Source organism: Streptomyces sp. NPDC087901, from assembly GCF_044742205.1.
Taxonomy (GTDB): domain Bacteria; phylum Actinomycetota; class Actinomycetes; order Streptomycetales; family Streptomycetaceae; genus Streptomyces.
The window spans coordinates 24509-47026 of sequence record NZ_JBIUUC010000023.1 but is presented as its reverse complement, the minus strand read 5'-3'; the positions used below and the strand labels follow the sequence as shown (position 1 = coordinate 47026).

General features: G+C 71.1%; 19 protein-coding genes. 17 read left to right on the top strand and 2 right to left on the bottom strand.

The genetic code is table 11. From position 1 onward, the window contains the following. Window positions 1–59: 59 nt before the first annotated feature. From ACIOEW_RS38875 to ACIOEW_RS38840, 8 genes are all read left to right on the top strand, one after another. Entirely contained in the window at window positions 60–1169 is a 1110-nt protein-coding gene (locus tag ACIOEW_RS38875; protein WP_401970077.1) for a quinone-dependent dihydroorotate dehydrogenase, read from the top strand. Continuing rightward, window positions 1166–2005 carry an orotidine-5'-phosphate decarboxylase gene (gene pyrF, locus ACIOEW_RS38870; RefSeq protein ID WP_401970074.1) on the top strand — a complete coding sequence of 280 codons (840 nt, stop codon included), beginning with the start codon at window positions 1166–1168 and terminating at the stop codon, window positions 2003–2005. The genes ACIOEW_RS38875 and pyrF overlap by 4 nt, the downstream gene beginning before the upstream one ends. Before the next feature lie 245 nt (window positions 2006–2250). Then, entirely contained in the window at window positions 2251–2574 is a 324-nt protein-coding gene (locus ACIOEW_RS38865; protein WP_024490957.1) for an integration host factor, read from the top strand. Between the two features lie 38 nt (window positions 2575–2612). Then, window positions 2613–3230, top strand: coding sequence for a guanylate kinase (gene gmk, locus ACIOEW_RS38860; RefSeq protein WP_350996256.1), 618 nt, complete (start codon window positions 2613–2615; stop codon window positions 3228–3230). A gap of 92 nt (window positions 3231–3322) precedes the next feature. Beyond that, on the top strand, window positions 3323–3595 hold the full coding sequence (gene rpoZ, locus ACIOEW_RS38855) for a DNA-directed RNA polymerase subunit omega (RefSeq protein ID WP_003970369.1): 273 nt from the start codon (window positions 3323–3325) through the stop codon (window positions 3593–3595). Window positions 3596–3746: 151 nt separating this feature from the next. Then, window positions 3747–4949 (top strand): bifunctional phosphopantothenoylcysteine decarboxylase/phosphopantothenate--cysteine ligase CoaBC, encoded by a 1203-nt coding sequence (gene coaBC / locus ACIOEW_RS38850; RefSeq protein ID WP_401970071.1) that lies wholly within the window; start codon window positions 3747–3749, stop codon window positions 4947–4949. Window positions 4950–5189: 240 nt separating this feature from the next. Next, entirely contained in the window at window positions 5190–6398 is a 1209-nt protein-coding gene (gene metK / locus ACIOEW_RS38845) for a methionine adenosyltransferase (RefSeq protein WP_362555032.1), read from the top strand. Between the two features lie 250 nt (window positions 6399–6648). Next, window positions 6649–8808 (top strand): primosomal protein N', encoded by a 2160-nt coding sequence (locus ACIOEW_RS38840; protein ID WP_401970068.1) that lies wholly within the window; start codon window positions 6649–6651, stop codon window positions 8806–8808. Between the two features lie 501 nt (window positions 8809–9309). Here ACIOEW_RS38840 and ACIOEW_RS38835 read toward each other — a convergent pair. Further along, window positions 9310–9897 (bottom strand): hypothetical protein, encoded by a 588-nt coding sequence (locus tag ACIOEW_RS38835; RefSeq protein WP_401970067.1) that lies wholly within the window; start codon window positions 9895–9897, stop codon window positions 9310–9312. A gap of 241 nt (window positions 9898–10138) precedes the next feature. Between ACIOEW_RS38835 and fmt the strand changes: the two genes are divergently transcribed. From fmt to ACIOEW_RS38815, 4 genes are all read left to right on the top strand, one after another. Continuing rightward, window positions 10139–11071: a methionyl-tRNA formyltransferase gene (fmt, locus tag ACIOEW_RS38830; protein WP_362555026.1), complete on the top strand. Its 933-nt coding sequence runs from the start codon at window positions 10139–10141 to the stop codon at window positions 11069–11071. Between the two features lie 83 nt (window positions 11072–11154). Next, entirely contained in the window at window positions 11155–12588 is a 1434-nt protein-coding gene (locus ACIOEW_RS38825; protein ID WP_362555024.1) for a transcription antitermination factor NusB, read from the top strand. Window positions 12589–12710: 122 nt separating this feature from the next. Then, the gene (rpe, locus tag ACIOEW_RS38820) at window positions 12711–13394 is read left to right on the top strand and encodes a ribulose-phosphate 3-epimerase (protein WP_362555022.1); all 684 of its coding nucleotides are present in this window, start codon (window positions 12711–12713) and stop codon (window positions 13392–13394) included. A 164-nt stretch (window positions 13395–13558) separates the two neighbouring features. Then, a complete protein-coding gene (locus tag ACIOEW_RS38815; RefSeq protein ID WP_362555082.1) occupies window positions 13559–14575 on the top strand; it encodes a sugar-binding domain-containing protein in 1017 nt (338 codons plus the stop codon). Window positions 14576–14646: 71 nt separating this feature from the next. Here the strand turns inward: ACIOEW_RS38815 and ACIOEW_RS38810 are convergent, their stop codons facing one another. Next, window positions 14647–15669: a terpene cyclase gene (locus tag ACIOEW_RS38810; RefSeq protein WP_362555020.1), complete on the bottom strand. Its 1023-nt coding sequence runs from the start codon at window positions 15667–15669 to the stop codon at window positions 14647–14649. Window positions 15670–15975: 306 nt separating this feature from the next. Between ACIOEW_RS38810 and ACIOEW_RS38805 the strand changes: the two genes are divergently transcribed. From ACIOEW_RS38805 to ACIOEW_RS38785, 5 genes are all read left to right on the top strand, one after another. Beyond that, complete coding sequence (locus ACIOEW_RS38805) at window positions 15976–17442, top strand: GuaB1 family IMP dehydrogenase-related protein (protein ID WP_362555018.1); 1467 nt, start codon at window positions 15976–15978, stop codon at window positions 17440–17442. Between the two features lie 197 nt (window positions 17443–17639). Beyond that, window positions 17640–19097, top strand: a complete 1458-nt coding sequence (locus ACIOEW_RS38800) for an aldehyde dehydrogenase family protein (RefSeq protein WP_362555016.1) — start codon at window positions 17640–17642, stop codon at window positions 19095–19097. Window positions 19098–19278: 181 nt separating this feature from the next. Further along, window positions 19279–19734 (top strand): Lrp/AsnC family transcriptional regulator, encoded by a 456-nt coding sequence (locus ACIOEW_RS38795; protein WP_401970064.1) that lies wholly within the window; start codon window positions 19279–19281, stop codon window positions 19732–19734. 151 nt (window positions 19735–19885) lie between these two features. Beyond that, entirely contained in the window at window positions 19886–20683 is a 798-nt protein-coding gene (locus ACIOEW_RS38790) for a carbon-nitrogen hydrolase family protein (RefSeq protein WP_401970062.1), read from the top strand. Window positions 20684–20732: 49 nt separating this feature from the next. Continuing rightward, window positions 20733–22433, top strand: a complete 1701-nt coding sequence (locus tag ACIOEW_RS38785) for an NAD(P)/FAD-dependent oxidoreductase (protein WP_362555012.1) — start codon at window positions 20733–20735, stop codon at window positions 22431–22433. Window positions 22434–22518: the final 85 nt, after the last annotated feature.

Here is a 22518-nt window from a genome sequence, read left to right as displayed (position 1 = left end):
TCTTGAAACACCGGTTCTTGAGAACACCGACGCGCCGAGACACCGAGGACACACCCCCGATGTACAAGCTCTTCTTCCAGCTCGTCTTCAAGCGGATGGACCCCGAGCAGGCCCACCACCTGGCCTTCCGCTGGATCCGCCTGGCCGCCCGCACCCCCGTCCTGCGCACCTTCGTGGCCGCCGCGCTCGCCCCCCGCTACCAGGAGCTGCGCACCGAGGCCCTCGGTCTGCGGATGCACGGCCCCTTCGGCCTCGCCGCGGGCTTCGACAAGAACGCGATCGCGATCGACGGCATGGCCATGCTCGGCTTCGACCATGTCGAGATCGGCACGGTGACCGGTGAACCGCAGCCGGGCAACCCGAAGAAGCGCCTGTTCCGCCTTGTGGCGGACCGCGCGCTGATCAACCGCATGGGCTTCAACAACGAGGGTTCGGCCGCCGTGGCCGAACGCCTGGCCGCCCGCGTGCCGGTCATCCGTACCACCGTCGGCGTCAACATCGGCAAGACGAAGGTCGTCCCCGAGGCCGAAGCGGCCGCCGACTACGTGAAGTCGACCGAGGCACTCGCCCGCCACGCCGACTACCTCGTCGTCAACGTCTCCTCGCCCAACACCCCGGGACTGCGCAACCTCCAGGCCACCGAGTCGCTGCGCCCGCTGCTGACCGCCGTGCGCGAGGCGGCCGACCGGACCGTGACCGCCCGCCGGGTCCCGCTGCTCGTCAAGATCGCCCCCGACCTCGCGGACGAGGACGTCGACGCCGTCGCCGACCTCGCCGTCGAACTGGGTCTGGACGGCATCATCGCGACCAACACCACCATCGCCCGCGAGGGCCTGGGACTGAAGTCCCCGGCCTCCCAGGTCAAGGAGACCGGAGGACTGTCCGGCGCGCCCCTCAAGGAGCGCTCCCTGGAGGTCCTGGGGCGCCTGTACGGGCGCGTGGGCGACCGGATCACCCTGGTGGGCGTCGGCGGCATCGAGAACGCCGAGGACGCCTGGCAGCGCATCCTGGCGGGCGCCACGCTCGTGCAGGGCTACAGCGCCTTCATCTACGAGGGCCCGTTCTACGCCCGCGCGATCCACAAGGGTCTGGCCGCGCGCCTGGCCGCCTCCCCGTACGCGACCCTCGCCGACGCGGTCGGCGCGGAAACCCGGAAGGCCGTGAAATGACCCAGGACCCCTTCGGCGCACGTCTGCGCCACGCCATGGACACCCGTGGACCGCTCTGCGTCGGCATCGACCCGCACGCGTCCCTGCTGAGCTCCTGGGGGCTCGGTGACGACGTCGCGGGCCTGGAGCGCTTCACCCGTACGGTCGTCGAGGCACTGGCCGACCGGGTCGCGGTGCTCAAGCCGCAGTCCGCGTTCTTCGAGAGGTTCGGCTCGCGCGGCGTCGCCGTGCTGGAGAAGGCCGTCGAGGAGGCCAGGGCAGCGGGCGCGCTGGTTCTGATGGACGCCAAGCGCGGCGACATCGGTTCGACCATGGGCGCCTACGCCGCGACCTACCTGGACAAGGACTCGCCGCTGTTCTCGGACGCGGTCACGGTCTCGCCGTACCTCGGCTTCGGCTCGCTGCGGCCGGCGCTCGACGCCGCGGCGGTCTCCGGTTCGGGCGTCTTCGTGCTGGCCCTCACCTCCAACCCGGAGGGTGCCGAGGTGCAGCGTGCCACCGCGGCCGACGGCCGTTCGCTGGCGCAGGTGATGCTCGACCACATGGCCGCCGAGAACGAGGGGGCAACCCCGCTCGGCTCGGTGGGCGCGGTGGTCGGGGCGACGCTCGGCGACGCGGGTGCGAACCTCGCGATCAACGGCCCGCTGCTCGCGCCCGGCATCGGCGCCCAGGGCGCCACGCCCGCGGATCTTCCCGGGGTCTTCGGCGACGCGGTCGGCAACGTGGTGCCCAGCGTCAGCCGGGGCGTGCTGCGCCACGGTCCGGACGCGTCAGGGCTGCGCGAAGCCGCCGAACGGTTCGCGGACGAGGTCCGCGCGGCCGTCTCGGACGGCTGACACTGCCACGTAACGCGCTGTTGACGGAATCCTGACCAAAAAACTCAGGTGTTATGCCAGGAATGTCCTGGTCGGCTAAGGCTGACCAGGACTTTTCGTCTGTTCTCGCTGACTCCGGCGGCCTTGGCCGCTAGTCTCCGTCGAGAGCCAACGAGCACAGGTTGTTCGCGGCTCACCAGGTGAGGGGCGATCCCGTTGCCTCACCGGTCCGTATCCGACAGATCGACATCCGAGGTGACGTAGGCGTGGCTCTTCCGCCCCTTACCCCTGAACAGCGCGCAGCCGCGCTCGAAAAGGCCGCCGCGGCTCGCCGGGAGCGGGCCGAGGTCAAGAATCGACTCAAGCACTCCGGCGCCTCCCTCCATGAGGTCATCAAGTCGGGACAGGAGAACGACGTCATCGGCAAGATGAAGGTCTCCGCCCTGCTGGAGTCCCTGCCCGGCGTGGGCAAGGTCCGCGCCAAGCAGATCATGGAGCGGCTCGGCATCTCCGAGAGCCGCCGGGTCCGGGGTCTTGGCTCCAACCAGATCGCATCCCTGGAGCGTGAGTTCGGCGGCAGTCCCGCCTGACGGTCTCAGGCACTCCTGAGAACCGGGATAATCGCCCCATGGTTGCTACATCCCGGGGGACGTCCCCCGTACCCCCGGACGTACGTCCGCGGCTGACCGTGCTCTCCGGCCCCTCGGGGGTCGGCAAGAGCACGGTCGTCGCGCATATGCGCAAGGTTCACCCCGAGGTCTGGCTCTCGGTGTCGGCGACGACCCGCAAGCCCCGCCCCGGCGAACGCAACGGCGTTCACTACTTCTTCGTGGACAACGAGGAGTTCGACAAGCTGATCGCCAACGGTGAGCTGCTGGAGTGGGCCGAGTTCGCCGGCAACCGCTACGGCACGCCGCGCCGCGCCGTGCAGGAGCGGCTGGAGAACGGTGAGCCGGTGCTGCTGGAGATCGACCTCCAGGGTGCCCGGCTGGTCCGGCAGTCCATGGCGGACGCCCAGCTGGTCTTCCTCGCCCCGCCGAGCTGGGACGAGCTGGTGCGCCGGCTCACCGGACGCGGCACCGAGGCGCCCGAGGTGATCGAGCGCCGTCTCGCCGCGGCGAAGGTCGAACTGGCCTCCGAATCCGAGTTCGATACGACGCTCGTCAACACCTCCGTCGAGGATGTGGCGCGTGAGCTGCTAGCCTTGATGCTGGAGGCTTCCGGCCACCGTGCCGGCGGCGAATGAGCACAATGACCGCACCGGCACGGGGGCACCGGCCACAAAGCCCCTGACTGTCAAAGATTTCTTTGATCTTCACCCCCTTCGGAAGGCAGAGAGTGTCCTCTTCCATCACCACGCCCGAGGGCATCATCAACCCGCCGATTGATGAGCTCCTCGAAGCAACCGACTCGAAGTACAGCCTCGTGATCTACGCCGCCAAGCGCGCGCGTCAGATCAACGCGTACTACTCGCAGCTCGGTGAGGGACTCCTCGAGTACGTCGGTCCGCTCGTCGACACCCACGTCCACGAGAAGCCGCTCTCGATCGCGCTCCGCGAGATCAACGCGGGCCTGCTCACCTCCGAGGCCATCGAGGGCCCCGCGCAGTAAGCAGGAGAACGCACCTTCATCACAGGCCCGGCGGTCATGACCGCTGGGCCTGTGGTGTGTCCGGGGCGACGGGCCCGCGCCCACGGCGGTGAGGCAGCATGGGGGATGTACGGAGCGCGAGCGCGTACGTATCCGAGTGCGGGGAGACGCAGTGGACAAGCCGAAGGTCGTTCTGGGGGTCAGCGGGGGCATCGCCGCGTACAAGGCGTGCGAGCTGCTGCGCCGGCTGACCGAGTCCGGACATGACGTACGGGTCGTCCCGACCGAGTCGTCGCTCCACTTCGTGGGCGCCGCCACCTGGTCGGCGCTCTCCGGCCATCCGGTCTCCACCGAGGTCTGGAACGACGTCCACGAGGTCCCGCACGTGCGGATCGGACAGCACGCCGACCTCGTCGTCGTCGCCCCCGCCACCGCCGACATGCTCGCCAAGGCGGCCCACGGCCTGGCCGACGACCTGCTCACCAACACCCTGCTGACCGCCCGCTGTCCGGTCGTCTTCGCGCCCGCCATGCACACCGAGATGTGGGAACACCCGGCCACCCAGGAGAACGTCGCCACCCTGCGCCGCCGGGGTGCCGTCGTCATCGAGCCCGCCGTGGGGCGTCTCACGGGCGTTGACACCGGCAAGGGCCGGCTGCCGGATCCGGGGGAGATCTTCGAGGTCTGCCGCCGCGTCCTGGCCCGCGGCCCCGTCGCCCCCGACCTCGCCGGCCGCCATGTGGTGATCAGCGCGGGCGGCACGCGTGAACCGCTCGACCCGGTCCGCTACCTCGGCAACCGTTCCTCCGGCAAGCAGGGGTACGCACTCGCCCGCACCGCCGTCGCCCGCGGCGCCCGGGTCACGCTCGTCGAGGCCAACACCGGTCTGCCCGATCCGTCCGGCGCCGACATCGTCCGCGTGGGCACCGCGGTGCAGCTTCGCGAAGCCGTACTGAAGGCGGCCGCTGACGCCGACGTCGTGGTGATGGCGGCGGCGGTCGCCGACTTCCGCCCGGCTCAGTACGTGACGGGGAAGATCAAGAAGAAGGACGGCCAGGAGCCCGCCCCCCTCGCCCTCGTGCGCAATCCGGACATCCTCGCCGAGGTGGCGGCCGACCGCGCCGCACCGGGACAGGTCGTCGTCGGGTTCGCCGCCGAGACCGACAACGTCCTCGCCAACGGCCGGGAGAAGCTGCGCCGCAAGGGCTGTGACCTGCTGGTGGTCAACGAGGTGGGGGAGCGCAAGACCTTCGGCTCGGAGGAGAACGAGGCGGTGGTGCTCGCGGCCGATGGGAGCGAGACCCCGGTGCCCCACGGACCCAAGGAAGCACTCGCCGACACGGTCTGGGATCTCGTGTCGGCGCGTCTCGGGTGAATTTCCCGTGTCGCCGTCCCGATGGGCCGATCCCTTGCAATACGGGCACGAACGGCCCTTTCGGGCGGCCTTCGGGGAACGCCGGGCGGCGGTGCCGCATGTCACAGATCTCCCAAAGGGCGAGACATGTTGTCCGACAGCCGGAGCCGACCGATAAACTGGTCGAGGTTCGTACCGGGCGCAGCTCCCGGGCCGACCGCCAATGATCAGCCAGCAGCCGCTGCAACCCCAGGGAGCGATGTGTCCCGCCGCCTCTTCACCTCGGAGTCAGTCACCGAGGGTCACCCCGACAAGATCGCTGACCAGATCAGCGACACCATTCTTGATGCACTTCTGCGCGAGGACCCGACGTCGCGCGTCGCAGTCGAGACCTTGATCACCACCGGTCTGGTGCATGTTGCGGGTGAGGTCACGACCAAGGCCTACGCCGACATCCCGACACTGGTCCGTAACCGGATCCTGGAGATCGGCTACGACTCTTCGAAGAAGGGCTTCGACGGCGCCTCCTGCGGTGTCTCGGTGTCCATCGGCGCACAGTCGCCCGACATCGCACAGGGCGTCGACACCGCGTACGAGAAGCGGGTCGAAGGCGACGAGGACGAGCTCGACAAGCAGGGCGCCGGTGACCAGGGCCTCATGTTCGGCTACGCCTGCGACGAGACGCCCGAGCTCATGCCGCTGCCGATCCACGTCGCGCACCGGCTCTCGCGCCGGCTGTCCGAGGTCCGCAAGAACGGGACGATCCCGTACCTGCGCCCCGACGGCAAGACCCAGGTCACCATCGAGTACGACGGCGACAAGGCCATCCGTCTCGACACGGTCGTCGTCTCCTCGCAGCACGCGAGCGACATCGACCTCGACTCGCTGCTCGCTCCCGACATCCGCGAGTTCGTCGTCGAGCACGTCCTGAACCAGCTCATCGAGGACGGCATCAAGCTCGACACCGACGGCTACCGCCTGCTGGTCAACCCGACCGGTCGCTTCGAGATCGGCGGCCCGATGGGCGACGCCGGCCTGACCGGTCGCAAGATCATCATCGACACGTACGGCGGCATGGCCCGTCACGGCGGCGGTGCCTTCTCGGGCAAGGACCCGTCGAAGGTGGACCGCTCGGCCGCGTACGCGATGCGCTGGGTCGCCAAGAACGTCGTCGCGGCGGGCCTCGCCGCCCGGTGCGAGGTGCAGGTCGCGTACGCGATCGGCAAGGCCGAGCCGGTCGGCCTCTTCGTGGAGACCTTCGGCACCGCCTCGATCGAGACCGAGAAGATCGAGCACGCCATCGGCGAGGTCTTCGACCTCCGCCCGGCCGCGATCATCCGCGACCTCGACCTGCTGCGCCCGATCTACGCCCAGACCGCTGCGTACGGCCACTTCGGCCGCGAGCTCCCCGACTTCACGTGGGAGCGCACCGATCGCGTGGACGCGCTGCGCAAGGCCGCGGGCCTGTAGGCCTGCCGGCCGCCCTTCCGGGGGCGTCGCACGTATGCCGGAGCCCGGATGCCTTCACGGTGTCCGGGCTCCGGCGCGTCTGTGTTCGGACGGGCTGTCCGACCGGGCTGCCTGAGCCGGGCTGCCCGAGCCGGTCCCTCCGAGTCGAGCCGGGCGGCCCGAGCCGGCCCGGCCGCGTGGCCACGGGTGATCTGCGGCCACGGGTGATCGGCGGCCTCGGCTGTCAGTGGCGTCTGGTAGGAATTTGGCTGTGAGCAGCGACGACAAGCGGTCCGACGAGCCCGGTGCCGGGGAACCGGAGCAGCTTGCGCTGATCCGGGAGACCGTGCGCCGGGCCAAGGTGCCGCGCGCCAAACCGCGGACCTGGCGCGGGGCCGCACTCGCCAATGAGCTTCCTGTCGCCCGCGTGCTGGTCAACAAGGGCGCGCTCCACCTCGACCAGTACTTCGACTACGCCGTGCCCGAGGAGCTCGACGCCGAGGCGCAGCCCGGCGTGCGGGTGCGGGTGCGATTTGGGGCCGGGGGGCGCAACGTCCGGGGAGGGCGCCGCGAGGGCGGCGGGCTCATCGACGGATTCCTGGTCGAGCGGCTGGCCGAGTCCGACTACAGCGGGGCGCTCGCCGCGCTCGCCTCCGTGGTCTCGCCCGAACCGGTCCTCGGCCCGGATCTGCTCTCACTCGCGCGCGCCGTCGCCGACAGGTACGCGGGCAGCCTCGCCGATGTCCTTCAGCTCGCGGTGCCGCCGAGGAACGCCCGGGCCGAGGCCAAGCCCTCGCCGGAGCCGCTGCCCCCGCCCCCGCCGCCGTCGCCCGGCACCTGGGAGCGGTACGCGCAGGGCCCCGCCTTCCTGTCGGCGCTGGCCGACGGGGGAGCGCCCCGGGCGGTGTGGACCGCGCTGCCGGGTCCGCACTGGCCCCAGGAGATCGCCGCAGCCGTCGCCGCGACCCTCGCGTCGGGACGCGGCGCGCTGGTCGTCGTCCCCGACGGGCGGACCGCGGGGCGCGTCGACGCCGCCCTGACCGGACTGCTCGGCGAAGGCCGCCACGCAACTCTGACGGCCGGTTCGGGGCCCGAGAAGCGGTACCGGGAGTGGCTCGCCGTGAGCCGCGGAGCCGTCCGGGCTGTCGTCGGGACCCGGGCCGCGATGTTCGCCCCCGTCGCCGACCTCGGCCTGGTCGCGATCTGGGACGACGGGGACTCGAGCCACAGCGATGACAACGCCCCCTTCCCGCATGTCCGCGAGGTCCTGGAGCTGCGGGCCGCGCACGGCCGGTGCGCCTTCCTGCTCGGCGGGACCAGCTGCACCGTGGAGGCCGCGCAGCTGGTCGAGAGCGGCTGGGCGCTGCCGCTGCGCGCGGACCGGGAACAGCTGCGGATCGCGGCGCCCCTGGTCCGTACCGTCGGCGACGCCGAACTCGCGCGGGACGGGGCCGCCCGGACCGCCCGGCTGCCGAGCCTGGCCTGGCAGACCGTGCGCGACGGGCTGCGCACGGGACCGGTGCTGGTGCAGGTGCCGCGCCGCGGCTACGCCCCCCGGCTGGCCTGCGAGCGCTGCCGGGAGCCCGCGCGGTGCCGGCACTGTGCCGGGCCGCTGGAGGCGCCCGACCAGCAGGGTCTGAACTGCGCCTGGTGCGGGAAGGCCGAGACCTCCTGGCACTGCGTCGCCTGTGGCTCCCGCCGGCTGCGAGCACAGATCGTCGGTGCCCGCCGGACCGCGGAGGAGCTCGGCCGGGCCTTCCCCGCCGTGCCGGTACGCACCTCCGGCCGTGACCACATCCTGGACTCGGTGCCCGACCAGCCCGCGCTGGTGGTCAGCACCCCGGGCGCCGAGCCGGTCGCCGACGGCGGGTACGCGGCGGCGTTGCTGCTGGACGGCTGGGCGATGGTCGGCCGCCCCGACCTGCGGGCCGGTGAGGAGGCGCTGCGCCGCTGGACGGCCGCCGCCGCGCTGGTACGGGGGCAGCCGGAGGGCGGAACGGTGGTGATCGTCGCCGAGCCGACGCTGCGGCCCGTGCAGGCCCTGGTGCGCTGGGACCCGGTCGGACACGCCCGGCGTGAACTCGCGGAACGGGCCGAGCTGGGCTTTCCGCCGGTGTCCCGGATGGCGTCGGTGACGGGGACACCGGAGGCGCTCGCCGCGTTCCTGGCCGCCGCGGAGCTGCCGCCGGACGCCCAGGTGCTCGGTCCGGTGCCGGTGACGGGCAGCGAGCCCGGACGGCCCCGCCGCTCCTCCGACGCCCCTGTGGGCGAGACCTGGGAGCGGGCCCTGGTCAGGGTGCCACCGGGCAGCGGGGCGGCTCTGGCGGCCGCGCTGAAGGGGGCGCAGGCCTCACGCATGTCCCGTGGGGGCGGCGGGGGTGGCGTCGGCGGTGCGGTCCGGATCAGAGTGGACCCGCCCGACATCGGGTGACGGTGCGGGTTCCCTGCGGGGTGCGGCTCTGAGCCTTGCCCCTGTCCGGGGCGGGGGTTCCGTCCTCAATCGCCGGACGGGCTTGTTTGTGCGGGTGTCCCCGTGGGGGTGCGCCGTGGCCCGGTGGGTGGGGGTCCGGGGCCCCTCCGGGGTGTCTCCTCGGACGACGAACGTTCCGCGGGTACGCGTAGCGGGCCGGGTAGTTCGTCGTCCTGCGGGGACTCCCCTGCACGGCCCCGGACCCGGCCGCCTTGCGTCTGCGGCAGTCTTCCCACTGGCGTGCAGACGCTGCCGATGCAGGGTGGGGGCGTGCAGGGGGGTCCCCGCAGGAAATGGCGTACGACCCGGGTTCATCACGGTCCCGGGTGCACACGCCATTTCTGAGGAGACGCCCCGAAGGGACCCCACCCCCACCCACGAGGTGAAGCGCCCCACGGGGGACCCGCACCCAAGCCCGTCCGGCGATTGAGGACGGAACCCCGCACCGAGGACCGGGGACGGTCAGCCGTTGCGCGGTCCCGGGAAGGCGCCCGGACGCAGCTCCTCGCGCAGCGGCGGGCGGTCCGCGGACGGCTGCGGCGGCATCGAGCGCGCGGCGGGGACGGAGGGCAGCGCGGCCGGGACGGAAGGCAGCGCGGCGGGGACGGAGGGCAGCGCGCCGGTGGGGGACCCGGGGACCGCCGACAACGGACGTTGCGCCACGCCTTCGGCCACGCTCTCGGCCGGCACCGGCTGAGGAGCGGCGCGCCGTGCGCCGTAGCGGCGGTGGACCGCCTGCTTGGTGACTCCGAGCGCGGAGCCCACCGCGTCCCAGGAGAAGCCCAGCGAACGGTCGAAGTCCACTGCCGCCGTGACCAGGGTCTCGACGCTGTCCCGCAGTTCCTGGGCCAGCCTGACGGTGGGGGCCGGGGCCCTGCCGTAGACGACGAAGCCCGCGGAGGGGCCGGAGCGGCGTGGACGGTAGACGTTGCCCAGCTGCGCGGTGAGTGTGCGCAGTGCGTCCACCTGCCGCCGGACCCGCTCGATGTCCCGCACCAGGAGATGCAGGCTGGCCCGCGCTTGGGCGTCGTGGGTTGCGTGGTCGGCCATGAAGAAGCCTCTCGAACCGGCGTTGAAAGGGATCGGGCCGCACCAGGGCGGCTCGCTTCGGTCAATCTCTCTTGACCAACGCCTCACCGGGGGATCTGGTCACGCTCCGGGGGCGTATACGCATATGTGAGGGGCGCGCAACCGCGCGTACGCCCCCCGGCGCCCTCCCGGCCTCCGGGCCCATAGACTTGTGCGTTGCTCGTCACCGTAACGTTTCGGCCTGAGAGGCAGTCAGCCACCCATGAAGCTCGTCTTCGCAGGCACCCCCGAGGTAGCCGTACCCGCACTGGACGCACTGATCGCCTCCGGTCGCCATGAGGTGGCCGCCGTCGTGACCAGGCCCGACGCGCCCGCGGGGCGTGGTCGCCGACTGGTGGCCAGTCCCGTCGCCGAGCGGGCGGAGGAGGCCGGTATCGAGGTGCTCAAGCCGGCCAGGCCACGGGACGAGGACTTCCTGGCGCGGCTCCGGGAGATCGCGCCCGACTGCTGCCCCGTCGTCGCCTACGGAGCACTGCTGCCCAAGACCGCACTCGACATCCCGGCCCGCGGCTGGGTCAACCTGCACTTCTCGCTGCTGCCCGCCTGGCGCGGCGCCGCGCCCGTCCAGCACGCCGTCATGGCGGGCGACGAGGTGACGGGGGCCTCCACCTTCCTCATCGAGGAGGGGCTCGACTCCGGGCCGGTCTACGGCGTCCTTACCGAAGAGGTGCGGCCCACCGACACCAGCGGCGATCTGCTGACCCGGCTTGCGTTCGCGGGCTCCGGGCTGCTCGCCGCGACGATGGACGGCATCGAGGACGGCACCCTTCACGCCGTGCCGCAGCCCACCGAGGGCATCACCCTCGCACCGAAGATCACCGTCGAGGACGCCCAGGTCCAGTGGTCGGCGCCCGCCCTGCGCGTCGACCGGGTGGTCCGGGGCTGCACCCCGGCCCCCGGCGCCTGGACCCTCTTCCGCGGGGAGCGCCTCAAGCTGATCCAGGCCGTGCCCTTCGTGGACCGGGCCGATCTGGCGCCCGGCGAGCTGGCAGCGGCCAAGAACAACGTGTACGTGGGCACCGGATCGCATGCGATCGAGCTGCTCTGGGTCCAGCCGCAGGGCAAGAAGCCGATGCGCGCCGCGGACTGGGCGCGCGGAGTGCGCATCGTCCCGGGCGAGCTCGTGGGGATCTGAGGGCTCTCGCGGACCGGCGGGCCGGGTCGGGGACGTAGGCTGGGCGGGTTCGTCCTCTCACCATCAGCGGAGCACCTTTCACAGTGAACGACCAGCCGCGTCGCCGTCCCGCCAAGCCGCACCGCCGCCCGCAGAAGGACCCGGTCCGGTTCCTCGCCTTCGAGGCCCTCAGGGCCGTCGACGAACGCGACGCGTACGCCAACCTGGTTCTGCCCCCGCTGCTGAAGAAGGCCCGGGCCAAGGGCGACTTCGACAACCGGGACGCGGCGCTGGCGACCGAGCTGGTCTACGGGACGCTGCGCCGCCAGGGCACGTACGACGCGATCGTCGCCGCCTGTATCGACCGGCCGCTGGTCGAGGTCGACCCGCCGGTGCTCGACGTACTGAACATGGGCGTGCACCAGCTGCTGGGCACCCGCATCCCGACTCACGCCGCGGTCTCCGCGAGCGTGGAGCTGGCCCGGGTGGTGCTCGGTGAGGGGCGCGCCAAGTTCGTCAACGCCGTTCTGCGCAAGGTGTCCGCTGACGACCTCGACGGCTGGGTGGCGCGGGTCGCCCCCTCGTACGAGGACGACGCCGAGGACCACCTGGCGGTCGTGCACTCGCATCCCCGGTGGGTCGTCTCGGCGCTCTGGGACGCGCTGGGCGGCGGCCGCGCGGGCATCGAGGACCTCCTCGAAGCCGACAACGAGCGGCCAGAGGTGACCCTGGTCGCCCGCCCCGGACGCTCCACCACCGATGAACTGCTCGACGCCCTCGGCGAGGAGAACGGCCTCCCGGGCCGCTGGTCCCCGTACGCCGTGCGGATGGCCGAGGGCGGCGAGCCCGGCGCCCTGAGCGCCGTGCAGGAGGGCCGGGCCGGCGTCCAGGACGAGGGCAGCCAGCTCGTCGCCGCCGCCCTCGCCAACGCCCCGCTGGAGGGCAGCGACACCCGCTGGCTCGACGGCTGCGCCGGCCCCGGTGGCAAGGCCGCCCTGCTGGCGGCCCTCGCCGCCGGCCGCGGCGCCGCACTGCTGGCCGCCGAGAAGCAGCCCCACCGGGCCCGCCTCGTCGAGCGCTCGCTGGCCGGCAACCCCGGCCCGTACCAGGTGATCACCGCCGACGGCACCCGCCCGCCGTGGCTGCCCGACACCTTCGACCGGATTCTGATGGACGTCCCGTGCTCGGGCCTCGGCGCTCTGCGCCGCCGTCCGGAGGCCCGCTGGCGCCGTCGCAAGGAGGATCTGGAGAGCTTCGCGCCCCTCCAGCGCGGACTGCTGCGCGAGGCGCTGAAAGCCGTACGGATCGGCGGCGTCGTCGGATACGCGACGTGCTCCCCGCACCTGGCGGAGACCCGGGTGGTCGTCGAGGACGTACTCAAGGGCCGCGGCGGCGCACCCGTCGAGGCCGAGTGGGTGGACGCCCGCCCGCTGATGCCCGGAGTGCCCGCCCTGGGCGACGGACCGGACGTCCAGCTCTGGCCGCATCTGCACGGCACCGACGCGATGTACCTGGCCCTGCTGCGGCGAACCGCCTGATCGCCCCGGGAGACCTGCGCCAGGGGCGAAAAGGTCGGGAATGTGCGAACTGTAATGATCCCGTGAGGCTTTGGAGCGCACCGAAGCGGGGAAGTGCCCCAGAACATGGCAGGCTTGGCCCCATGGCCCAGATCAACCCCAGTATTCTCTCCGCCGACTTCGCACGTCTCGCCGAGGAGGCGCAGGCCGTGGACGGCGCCGACTGGCTCCATGTCGATGTCATGGACAACCACTTCGTGCCCAATCTGACGCTCGGCATCCCGATCGTGGAATCGCTCAGCAGGGCCACCAGCACGCCGCTGGACTGCCATCTGATGATCGAGGACGCGGACCGCTGGGCCCCGCAGTACGTCGAGGCGGGGGCCGGCTCCGTCACCTTCCACGCGGAGGCCGCTGCGGCCCCCGTCCGGCTCGCGCGGGAGATCCGGGCCAAGGGTGCCCGCGCGTCCATGGCGCTCAGGCCGGCGACGCCCATCGAGCCGTACGAGGACCTGCTCCCCGAGCTCGACATGCTGCTGATCATGACGGTGGAGCCCGGCTTCGGGGGCCAGGCCTTCCTCGACATCATGCTGCCGAAGATCCGCCGCACCCGTGAACTGATCTCCAAGCACGGACTCGAGCTGTGGCTCCAGGTCGACGGCGGCGTCTCCGAGTCCACGATCGAGCGGTGCGCGGAGGCGGGGGCTGACGTCTTCGTCGCGGGTTCCGCCGTGTACGGCGCCAAGGACCCGGCCGAAGCCGTCCGTGCCCTGCGCGCCAAGGCCGACGGGGCCATCGCCTCGGCGGGGTGGGCGTGCGGCCACTGACGCCGATGACGGCGCAGACACCCGCTCCGGCCCCCGATTGCAGGGCAGCCAGGCCAAGTGCAGATGAACGCGGTCCGACGGGACCGATCAAGGATCGCCGTATCTGACAGGATGAACGGCGTATCGAGAGCGTGAACAGCAGTGAGGAGAACGCGGTGTCTGCAATGTCGGCGGGCCGGTCCGCCCTGCGGATGGGGCCCGCGGAGCTGGTGCAGGCGGCGGCCATGGCCCGCCGCTTCTACCTCGAGGGCAAATCCAAGATCCAGATCGCCGAGGAATTCGGCGTCAGCCGCTTCAAGGTGGCCCGGGTCCTGGAGACGGCCCTGGAACGTGACCTCGTACGGATCGAGATCCGGGTCCCCGCCGAGCTGGACGCCGAGCGCTCCGACGCGCTCCGCGCCCGCTACGGGCTGCGCCACGCGGTCGTGGTCGAATCCCCGGCGGAGGAGCAGGACGACGCCGCCGACCCGGAGAACCTGGGCGAGGTCGCGGCCGACCTACTCGGCGAACTGGTGAACGAGGGTGATGTGCTCGGCCTCGCCTGGGGACGGTCCACCATCCACATGGCGGCGGCCCTCGACCGGCTGCCACCGTGCACCGTCGTGCAGCTCACCGGGGTGTACGACGCGGGAACGGCCGAGCGCGGCTCGGTCGAGGCCGTCCGGCGGGCCGCGCAGGTGTCCGGGGGCGAGGCCCACCCGATCTATGCGCCGATGCTGCTCCCCGACCCGGCGACGGCTGCCGCGCTGCGCCACCAGACGGGCATCGCGCGCGCCTTCGAGTACTTCGACAAGGTGACCGTCGCCGCCGTCTCCATCGGCTCCTGGGAGCCCGGGATCTCCACCGTCCACGACATGCTCTCCGACGAGGAGCGTGAGCACTACGCCTCGCTCGGTGTCGCCGCCGAGATGTCGGCCCACCTCTTCGACGCGGACGGACGGCGGGTCGGCCGCGACCTCGGCGAGCGCTGCATCACCGTCGAGGCGGACCGGCTGCGCCGGATCCCCGAGGTGGTGGCTATCGCCGGAGGCCAGCGCAAGGCCGCGGCGATCGGAGCGGTGCTGCGGTCCGGTCTCGTCACCAGCCTGGTGACCGACACCGCGGCGGCCGACTTCCTGCTGACGGACTCGGCCGCGCCGCGCAGGCCCGCACTGGAGCGGGCCGACCCGGACGGGGACTGACCCGGAACACAACGGAAGGGGCGGGCGGTGAGGACACCGCCCGCCCCTTCCGGCTGTTCCCAGCGCCCCGTTCAGTCCTGCCCGACGCCCAGGACGGTTGCCTCCAGATACTGCGCGGGCTCCTTGTACTGGCTGACGTCGGCCGGGTTGTAGCGCGGCGTCTGCCGGGACCAGTCGAGGTTCCCGCGCATCCAGCTCCGCATCCCGTCCAGATAGGGCTCCAGCATCCAGGCGAGCTGCGGGTACGCGGCCAGCAGCTCGGCCTCCGCGGTCAGGAAGCGCTCGGTCTCCGTGGCGATCTCCGCACAGACGTGTTCCAGCGCCTGCTGCTTGCCGAAGCCCCGGTGGTGCCGGACGAGATGGACGAGGTTGTGGATCTCGCCGAGCACCTGTTCCTTCTCGTACGAGTAGACGTCGTTGGCCCAGCACACGACGTTGCACGAGGCTTCGAGCGCGGTGATGAAGCGCGGGTCGTTGTGGATCGACTCGGGCGCCTCGATGCCGGCCACGATCTCTATCAGGTCCATGCAGACGTGTATCGCGCCCGTGTGGCGGCGCTTCTCGATGTACGTCGCCTCGGACGGGACCACGCCGTCCGCGCGGTTTCCGGCCTCCCAGGTGGTGGCCGTCGTGAGATAGGTGATCAGGTGCCAGGCGAAGCGCCGCCGCCAGTGCGCCGCGGCGGCCGGCGTCGTGCGTTGCCACAGGTCGGTGAGTGCGACGACCGCGGCCGGCAGTCGTTCGTTGGCCAGGGTGCCCGTGCCGGAGCCCTCGACCACGGACTGCATCAGCGCGACGACGTCCCGTACGCGGTCCGGGCTGCGGCCCAGGTGTCCGTCGTCCAGTTGGTCGTCGACGAGAAACAGCCAGACGAACCAGTCCGCGACGAGGTCCAGATTCTTACTGTCGGCGGACGGGTAGACCATGCCGACGAAGGCTCCGAAGTCCGCCTGCTCGAAGCGGTCCCTGGCTGAATCCCGGTGCACCAGGCCGGTGTTGCGGGTCCAGCTGTCGAGATGTTCCCGTACGTGCCCGACGTGCGGGTTCGTCTGCTGGGGGAACGGGCAGTAGATGTCCGGAAGTTCGCTCTCCACGGGTGAGTCGTCATCCTCTCCGGTCGTACGTGTGGCGGGAGTTGTGACGGCTCCGCCCGATGCTCCGGGGTGTTGGGTGACCCGCGGGACCTGCGCGTTTGAAGCTACCTGACCCCCAGTCACCAGGTCCAGGGATGATGATCACGAATGATTTGCAGGTCCCTCGGGTAGGGTCTGTGCGCAAGGCAGGTTCCACTTGCCCGGGACTCCCGATCCTGTTCCTTGGAGGAACATACGAAGGCGGGAGTCATTTGCTGTGTCTTCGTGGAAGCGACCTGCGTCATTTCGTATGAAAAAATGAGTGTTATGCGTTTTCTTGAGCCCGGCACCGGTCGCTACACAGAGTCCCCTTCGGTCCCGTACGACCTCACGTACGACGATGTCTTCATGGTTCCGGGCAGGTCGGCGGTCGGATCCCGCCAGGGTGTCGACCTGTCCTCGCCCGACGGCACCGGCACCACCATCCCGCTCGTCGTCGCGAACATGACGGCCATCGCGGGCCGCCGGATGGCCGAAACCATCGCCCGTCGCGGTGGGCTCGTCGTCATCCCGCAGGACATCCCGATCGAGGTCGTCACCGAGGTCATCAGCTGGGTGAAAACGCGCCACCTCGTGCTCGACACCCCCATCGTGCTGGCCCCCGGCCAGACGGTTGCCGATGCCCTGTCCCTGCTGCCCAAGCGCGCCCATGGTGCCGGGGTCGTCGTCGACAGCGAGCGGCGTCCCGTCGGCGTGGTCACCGACCACGACCTGACCGGGGTCGACCGCTTCACCCAGCTCTCCGAGGTCATGTCCAAGGACCTGGTGCTGCTGGACGCGGACATCGACCCGCGCGACGCCTTCAACAAGCTCGACGGCGCCAACCGCAAGCTCGCCCCCGCAGTGGACGCGGACGGCCGGCTCGTCGGCATCCTCACCCGTAAGGCCGCACTGCGCGCCACTCTCTACACGCCGGCCACCGACGCGGCGGGCCGGCTGCGGATCGCGGCCGCCGTCGGTATCAACGGCGACGTGGCGGGCAAGGCCAAGCAGCTCCTCGATGCCGGCGCCGACACCCTCGTCGTCGACACCGCGCACGGCCACCAGGAATCCATGATCAGTGCGGTGCGCGCCGTCCGGGCGCTGGACCCGCAGGTGCCGATCGTCGCCGGCAACATCGTCGCCGCCGAGGGCGTGCGCGACCTCATCGAGGCCGGCGCCGACATCATCAAGGTCGGCGTCGGACCCGGCGCCATGTGCACCACCCGGATGATGACCGGCGTGGGGCGCCCCCAGTTCTCCGCCGTCCTGGAGTGCGCGGCGGAGGCGAAGAAGTACGGCAAGCACGTGTGGGCCGACGGCGGCGTCCGGCACCCGCGCGATGTGGCCATGGCGCTCGCCGCCGGTGCCTCCAACGTGATGATCGGCTCCTGGTTCGCCGGGACGTACGAGTCCCCGGGTGACCTCCAGCAGTCCGCCGACGGGCGCTTCTACAAGGAGTCCTTCGGCATGGCGTCCGCGCGCGCCGTGAAGAACCGCACGTCCGACGAGTCGGCGTACGACCGGGCCCGCAAGGCGCTCTTCGAGGAGGGCATCTCCACCTCGCGGATGTTCCTGGACCCGTCCCGTCCCGGCGTCGAGGACCTGGTCGACTCGATCATCGCGGGCGTCCGCTCCTCCTGCACGTACGCCGGTGCGGGCTCCCTCGCGGAGTTCGCCGAGAAGGCGGTCGTCGGCGTGCAGAGCGCTGCCGGTTACGCGGAGGGCAAGCCGCTGCACGCCAGCTGGAGCTGACCGGCGCACCTCGTACCGACCGTGCCCCTTCCGGCTGTTCACGCCCGGGAGGGGCACCGGTGTTTTCCGGGCGCTCGGCGGGGCGGTACATGGCCGAAAACGGTGATCGGGCGGGGCTGAGATGCGTACCAACTCTGTTGAAAAATAAGTAATATGAATCTCAATCAGCTGCCCGCCACTCTGCGGTAAGGGATCTCATGTCCTTCTTCACCGACCTGGCCCATCAGTACATCGACGGAGAGTGGAGGCCGGGCAAGGGGTCCTGGGACATCATCGACTTCAACCCGTTCGACGGGGAGAAGCTCGCCTCCATCACGGTCGCCACGGCCGAAGAGGTGGACCAGGCCTACCGTGCGGCCGAGACCGCTCAGCGGGCATGGGCGGACACCAACCCGTACGCCCGGCGCGCGGTGCTGGAGAAGGCCCTGCGGGTCGTCGAGGAGCGCGAGGACGAGATCGGTGACGCGATCGTCGCCGAGCTCGGCGGTACCCGTCTGAAGGCGGCCTTCGAGCTGCACCTGGCCAAGGAGTTCCTCCGCGAGGCGATCCAGCTCGCGCTGCGTTCCACCGGGCAGATCCTCCCCTCGCCGACGCCGGGCAAGGAGAACCGGGTCTACCGGGTGCCGGTCGGCGTGGTCGGGGTCATCAGCCCCTTCAACTTCCCCTTCCTGCTGTCCCTGAAGTCCGTGGCGCCGGCCCTGGCGCTGGGCAACGCCGTGGTGCTCAAGCCGCACCAGAACACCCCGGTCTGCGGTGGCACTCTGGTGGCCAAGGTGTTCGAGGACGCCGGGCTGCCGGCCGGTCTGCTGAACGTCGTCGTCACCGACATCGCGGAGATCGGTGACGCGCTGCTGGAGCACCCCGTACCGCGGGTCATCTCCTTCACCGGCTCCGACAAGGTCGGGCGGCACGTCGCGACGGTGTGCGCGGCGAATCTCAAGCGCTCCGTGCTCGAACTCGGCGGCAACAGCGCACTGATCGTGCTCGACGACGCGGATGTGGACTACGCCGTCGACGCCGCGGTCTTCAGCCGGTACGTGCACCAGGGGCAGGTCTGCATGGCCGCCAACCGGATCCTCGTCGACCGCGCGGTGGAGCAGGAGTTCACCGAGAAGTTCGTCGCGAAGGTCGCCTCCCTGCGCGTCGGCGACCCGGCCGACCCGGCGACCCAGATCGGCCCGCTGATCAACTCGACCCAGGCCGAGGCCATAGCCACCCTCGTCGACCAGACCGTCGAGGCCGGCGCGACGGCGCTGCTGCACGGACGCGCCGACGGGAACGTCGTCAGCCCCTCCGTCCTCACCGGCCTGGCGCCCGATTCCCCCGTGCTGTCCCAGGAGATCTTCGGCCCGGTCGCCCTCCTCGTGCCGTTCGACGGCGAGGACGAGGCGGTCCGGATCGCCAACGACACCCCGTACGGGCTGAGCGGCGCCGTGCACACCGGCAACATCGAGCGCGGCGTCCGGGTGGGGCAGCGCATCCGCACCGGCATGATCCACATCAACGATGGCACGGTCCACGACGAGCCCATCGTCCCCTTCGGCGGCGAGAAGAACTCCGGGCTCGGGCGGCTGAACGGCGACTCGATGCTGGAGGCCTTCACCACCCAGAAGTGGATCTCCGTGCAGCACGGGCGCTCGCAGTTCCCCTTCTGATCCTCTGCTGATTCCCTCTGATTCCCTCCTGATTTCCTTCTGCCCCGGCGCCACCTGCGCTGAGCGCGCCCTGCCGGGCGGGCCCATGGTCTACTTCCGGGGGCGGCACCGCCGCCCCCGGAACAGCCGTGCCCCGGCCGCGCCAAGGCCCTCGCCATCGCAGAGAAGTGACCCGTACGACGTGCGACTGAACGACCTCGACGAACGCATCGTCCATGCCCTCGCCGAAGATGCCCGCCGCTCCTACGCCGACATCGGCTCGATCATCGGGCTGTCCGCACCGGCGGTGAAACGCCGGGTGGACCGGCTGCGCGCGGAGGGGGCGATCACGGGGTTCACCGTCCGGGTGGATCCGGCGGCGCTCGGCTGGGAGACCGAGGGGTACGTCGAGATCTACTGCAGCCGCAACACCTCGCCGGAGTCGATCAAGCAGGGCCTTGCCCGCTACCCGGAGGTCGCCTCGGCCTCCACGGTCACAGGGGACGCCGACGCGCTGGTCCAGGTGTTCGCTGCGGACATGCGCCACTTCGAGCAGGTGCTGGAGCGGATCGCGGGCGAGCCGTACGTCGAGCGGACGAAGTCCGTGCTGGTGCTCTCGCCGCTGCTGCGGCGGTACTCGTCGGGGTCGCCGGGGTAGGCCTGCCGCCGCCGCGCAACGAATCGCCGCACCCCATCGATCCCGCGCAACGGATCGACGGTCGGTGCGCAACACTCGCGCCTTGTCCCGGGGGAATCGCGGAACGTACCGTCAATACGTCCCCGCCCACCCGCATCGTCCGAGGTCAGCCATGCCGCCGTTGCGCACCGCCCTGCTCCAGAGCTCCGGAACTCCGGGCTCGGTGGCCGGCAACCTCGCTCTGCTCGACGACGCCGCGCGGCGGGCCGCCGCCGGCGGTGCCCGGCTGCTGGTCTGCCCCGAGATGTTCCTGACCGGTTACGCGATCGGCGACGACGTGCCCCGGCTGGCCGAGGCCGCCGACGGGCCCGGCGCACAGGCTGTCGCGGAGATCGCCGTACGGCACGGGATCGGCGTCCACTACGGCTACCCGGAGCGCGACGGCGACGCCCTGTACAACGCCGCCCAGCTCATCGGGCCCGACGGGACCGCGCTCGCCCATTACCGCAAGACCCACCTCTTCGGTGACTTCGAGGAACGGTGGTTCACCCCCGGCGACCGGCCCGTCGTCCAGGCCGCGCTCGACGGCATCCGTATCGGGCTGCTGATCTGCTACGACGTCGAGTTCCCGGAGAACGTACGGGCGCACGCCCTCGCCGGTACCGATCTCCTGCTGGTGCCGACCGCGCTGATGCACCCCTTCCCGTTCGTCGCCGAGTCCGTCGTCCCGGTCCGCGCCTTCGAGAACCAGCTGTACGTCGCCTACGTGAACAGGACCGGCACCGAGGGCCCCTTCGAATTCGTCGGCCTGAGCGCTCTCGCCGGTCCCGACGGCACGGTCCGCACCCGTGCCGGACGGGGCGAGGAACTCGTCGTCGGTGACGTCGACCCCGGCGTGCTGGCCGCCTCCCGGGCCGGCAATCCCTATCTCCGCGACCGCCGCCCCGGTCTGTACGGCTCCCTCGTCTGAGTACGCCGCCCCGCTCGCCCCACCCGTACCCGCAAGGAGTCCGTACCCCATGACGTCCACGGTGCCCCCGGCCGTCCCGCACACCGACGCAGCCCCGCCGATCACCATGTTCGGGCCCGACTTCCCCTACGCGTACGACGACTTCCTCGCGCACCCCGCCGGCCTCGGTCAGATACCGGCGACCGAGCACGGCAGCGAGGTCGCCGTCATCGGCGGCGGGCTCTCCGGCATCGTCACCGCCTACGAGCTGATGAAGATGGGGCTCAGGCCCGTCGTCTACGAGGCCGACCGCATCGGCGGACGGCTGCGCACCGTCGAGTTCGACGGCTGCACCACGGACGGCGAGCCGCTCACCGCCGAGATGGGTGCGATGCGCTTTCCGCCGTCCTCGACGGCGCTCCAGCACTACATCGACCTGGTCGGACTGGAGACGAAGCCGTTCCCCAACCCGCTCTCCCCGGTCACCCCGTCGACCGTCGTCGACCTGAAGGGCGAGTCGCACTACGCCAGGACCGTCGACGACCTCCCGCAGGTCTACCGCGATGTGATGGACGCCTGGAACGCCTGTCTGGAGGAGGGCGCCGACTTCTCGGACATGAACCGGGCGATGCGCGAGCGCGACGTGCCGCGGATCCGGGAGATCTGGGCCCGGCTCGTCGAGAAGCTCGACAACCAGACCTTCTACGGCTTCCTCTGCGACTCCGACGCCTTCAAGTCGTTCCGCCACCGCGAGATCTTCGGGCAGGTCGGCTTCGGCACCGGCGGCTGGGACACCGACTTCCCCAACTCCATCCTGGAGATCCTCCGCGTCGTCTACACCGAGGCGGACGACCACCACCGCTCCATCGTCGGCGGCAGCCAGCAGCTCCCGCTGCGCCTGTGGGACCGCGAACCGCAGAAGATCGTCCACTGGCCGCTCGGCACCTCGCTGGCCTCGCTGCACGACGGAGAGCCGCGCCCCGCGGTGACGCGGCTGAACCGCACCGCCGGGAACCGGATCACCGTCACCGACGCCACCGGCGACATCCGCACCTTCCGGGCCGCCGTCTTCACCGGGCAGTCCTGGCTGCTGCTCTCCAAGATCGCCTGCGACGACGCGCTGTTCCCGATCGACCACTGGACGGCGATGGAGCGCACCCACTACATGGAGTCGTCCAAGCTGTTCGTCCCCGTCGACCGGCCGTTCTGGCTGGACAAGGACGAGGTCACCGGGCGCGACGTCATGTCGATGACGCTCACCGACCGGATGACGCGCGGCACGTATCTCCTCGACGACGGTCCGGGCAGGCCGGCCAGCATCTGCCTCTCGTACACCTGGTGCGACGACAGCCTGAAGTGGCTGCCGCTCTCCGCGACCGAGCGCATGGACGTCATGCTGAAGTCGCTCGGCGAGATCTATCCGAACGTGGACATCCGCAAGCACATCACCGGCAACCCGGTGACCGTCTCCTGGGAGAACGAGCCCTACTTCATGGGCGCGTTCAAGGCCAACCTGCCCGGCCACTACCGCTACCAGCGGCGGCTGTTCACCCACTTCATGCAGGACCGGCTGCCCGCCGACAAGCGGGGACTGTTCCTGGCGGGCGACGACATCTCCTGGACGGCAGGCTGGGCCGAGGGGGCCGTGCAGACCGCGCTGAACGCCGTCTGGGGCGTGATGACCCAGTTCGGCGGCGCGACCGATGGCACCAACCCCGGCCCCGGCGACGTCTTCGACGAGATCGCCCCGGTCGAACTCCCGGAGGACTGAGGCCCTTCACGGCCGGGTGCGGGCTGCCTCCGCATCGGAGGCCGGTCTCCCCGGCAGTCGTGGCTCGGCCGGGGGACCGGCACCG

Bases quoted from the DNA above. Each gene is read 5' to 3' on its own strand.
- ACIOEW_RS38875 (WP_401970077.1), top strand. From the start codon at position 60: ATGTACAAGCTCTTCTTCCAGCTCGTCTTCAAGCGGATGGACCCCGAG.
- pyrF (WP_401970074.1), top strand. From the start codon at position 1,166: ATGACCCAGGACCCCTTCGGCGCACGTCTGCGCCACGCCATGGACACC.
- gmk (WP_350996256.1), top strand. From the start codon at position 2,613: ATGGTTGCTACATCCCGGGGGACGTCCCCCGTACCCCCGGACGTACGT.
- ACIOEW_RS38835 (WP_401970067.1), bottom strand. From the start codon at position 9,897: ATGGCCGACCACGCAACCCACGACGCCCAAGCGCGGGCCAGCCTGCAT.
- fmt (WP_362555026.1), top strand. From the start codon at position 10,139: ATGAAGCTCGTCTTCGCAGGCACCCCCGAGGTAGCCGTACCCGCACTG.
- rpe (WP_362555022.1), top strand. From the start codon at position 12,711: ATGGCCCAGATCAACCCCAGTATTCTCTCCGCCGACTTCGCACGTCTC.
- ACIOEW_RS38815 (WP_362555082.1), top strand. From the start codon at position 13,559: ATGTCGGCGGGCCGGTCCGCCCTGCGGATGGGGCCCGCGGAGCTGGTG.
- ACIOEW_RS38805 (WP_362555018.1), top strand. From the start codon at position 15,976: ATGCGTTTTCTTGAGCCCGGCACCGGTCGCTACACAGAGTCCCCTTCG.
- ACIOEW_RS38800 (WP_362555016.1), top strand. From the start codon at position 17,640: ATGTCCTTCTTCACCGACCTGGCCCATCAGTACATCGACGGAGAGTGG.
- ACIOEW_RS38790 (WP_401970062.1), top strand. From the start codon at position 19,886: ATGCCGCCGTTGCGCACCGCCCTGCTCCAGAGCTCCGGAACTCCGGGC.
- ACIOEW_RS38785 (WP_362555012.1), top strand. From the start codon at position 20,733: ATGACGTCCACGGTGCCCCCGGCCGTCCCGCACACCGACGCAGCCCCG.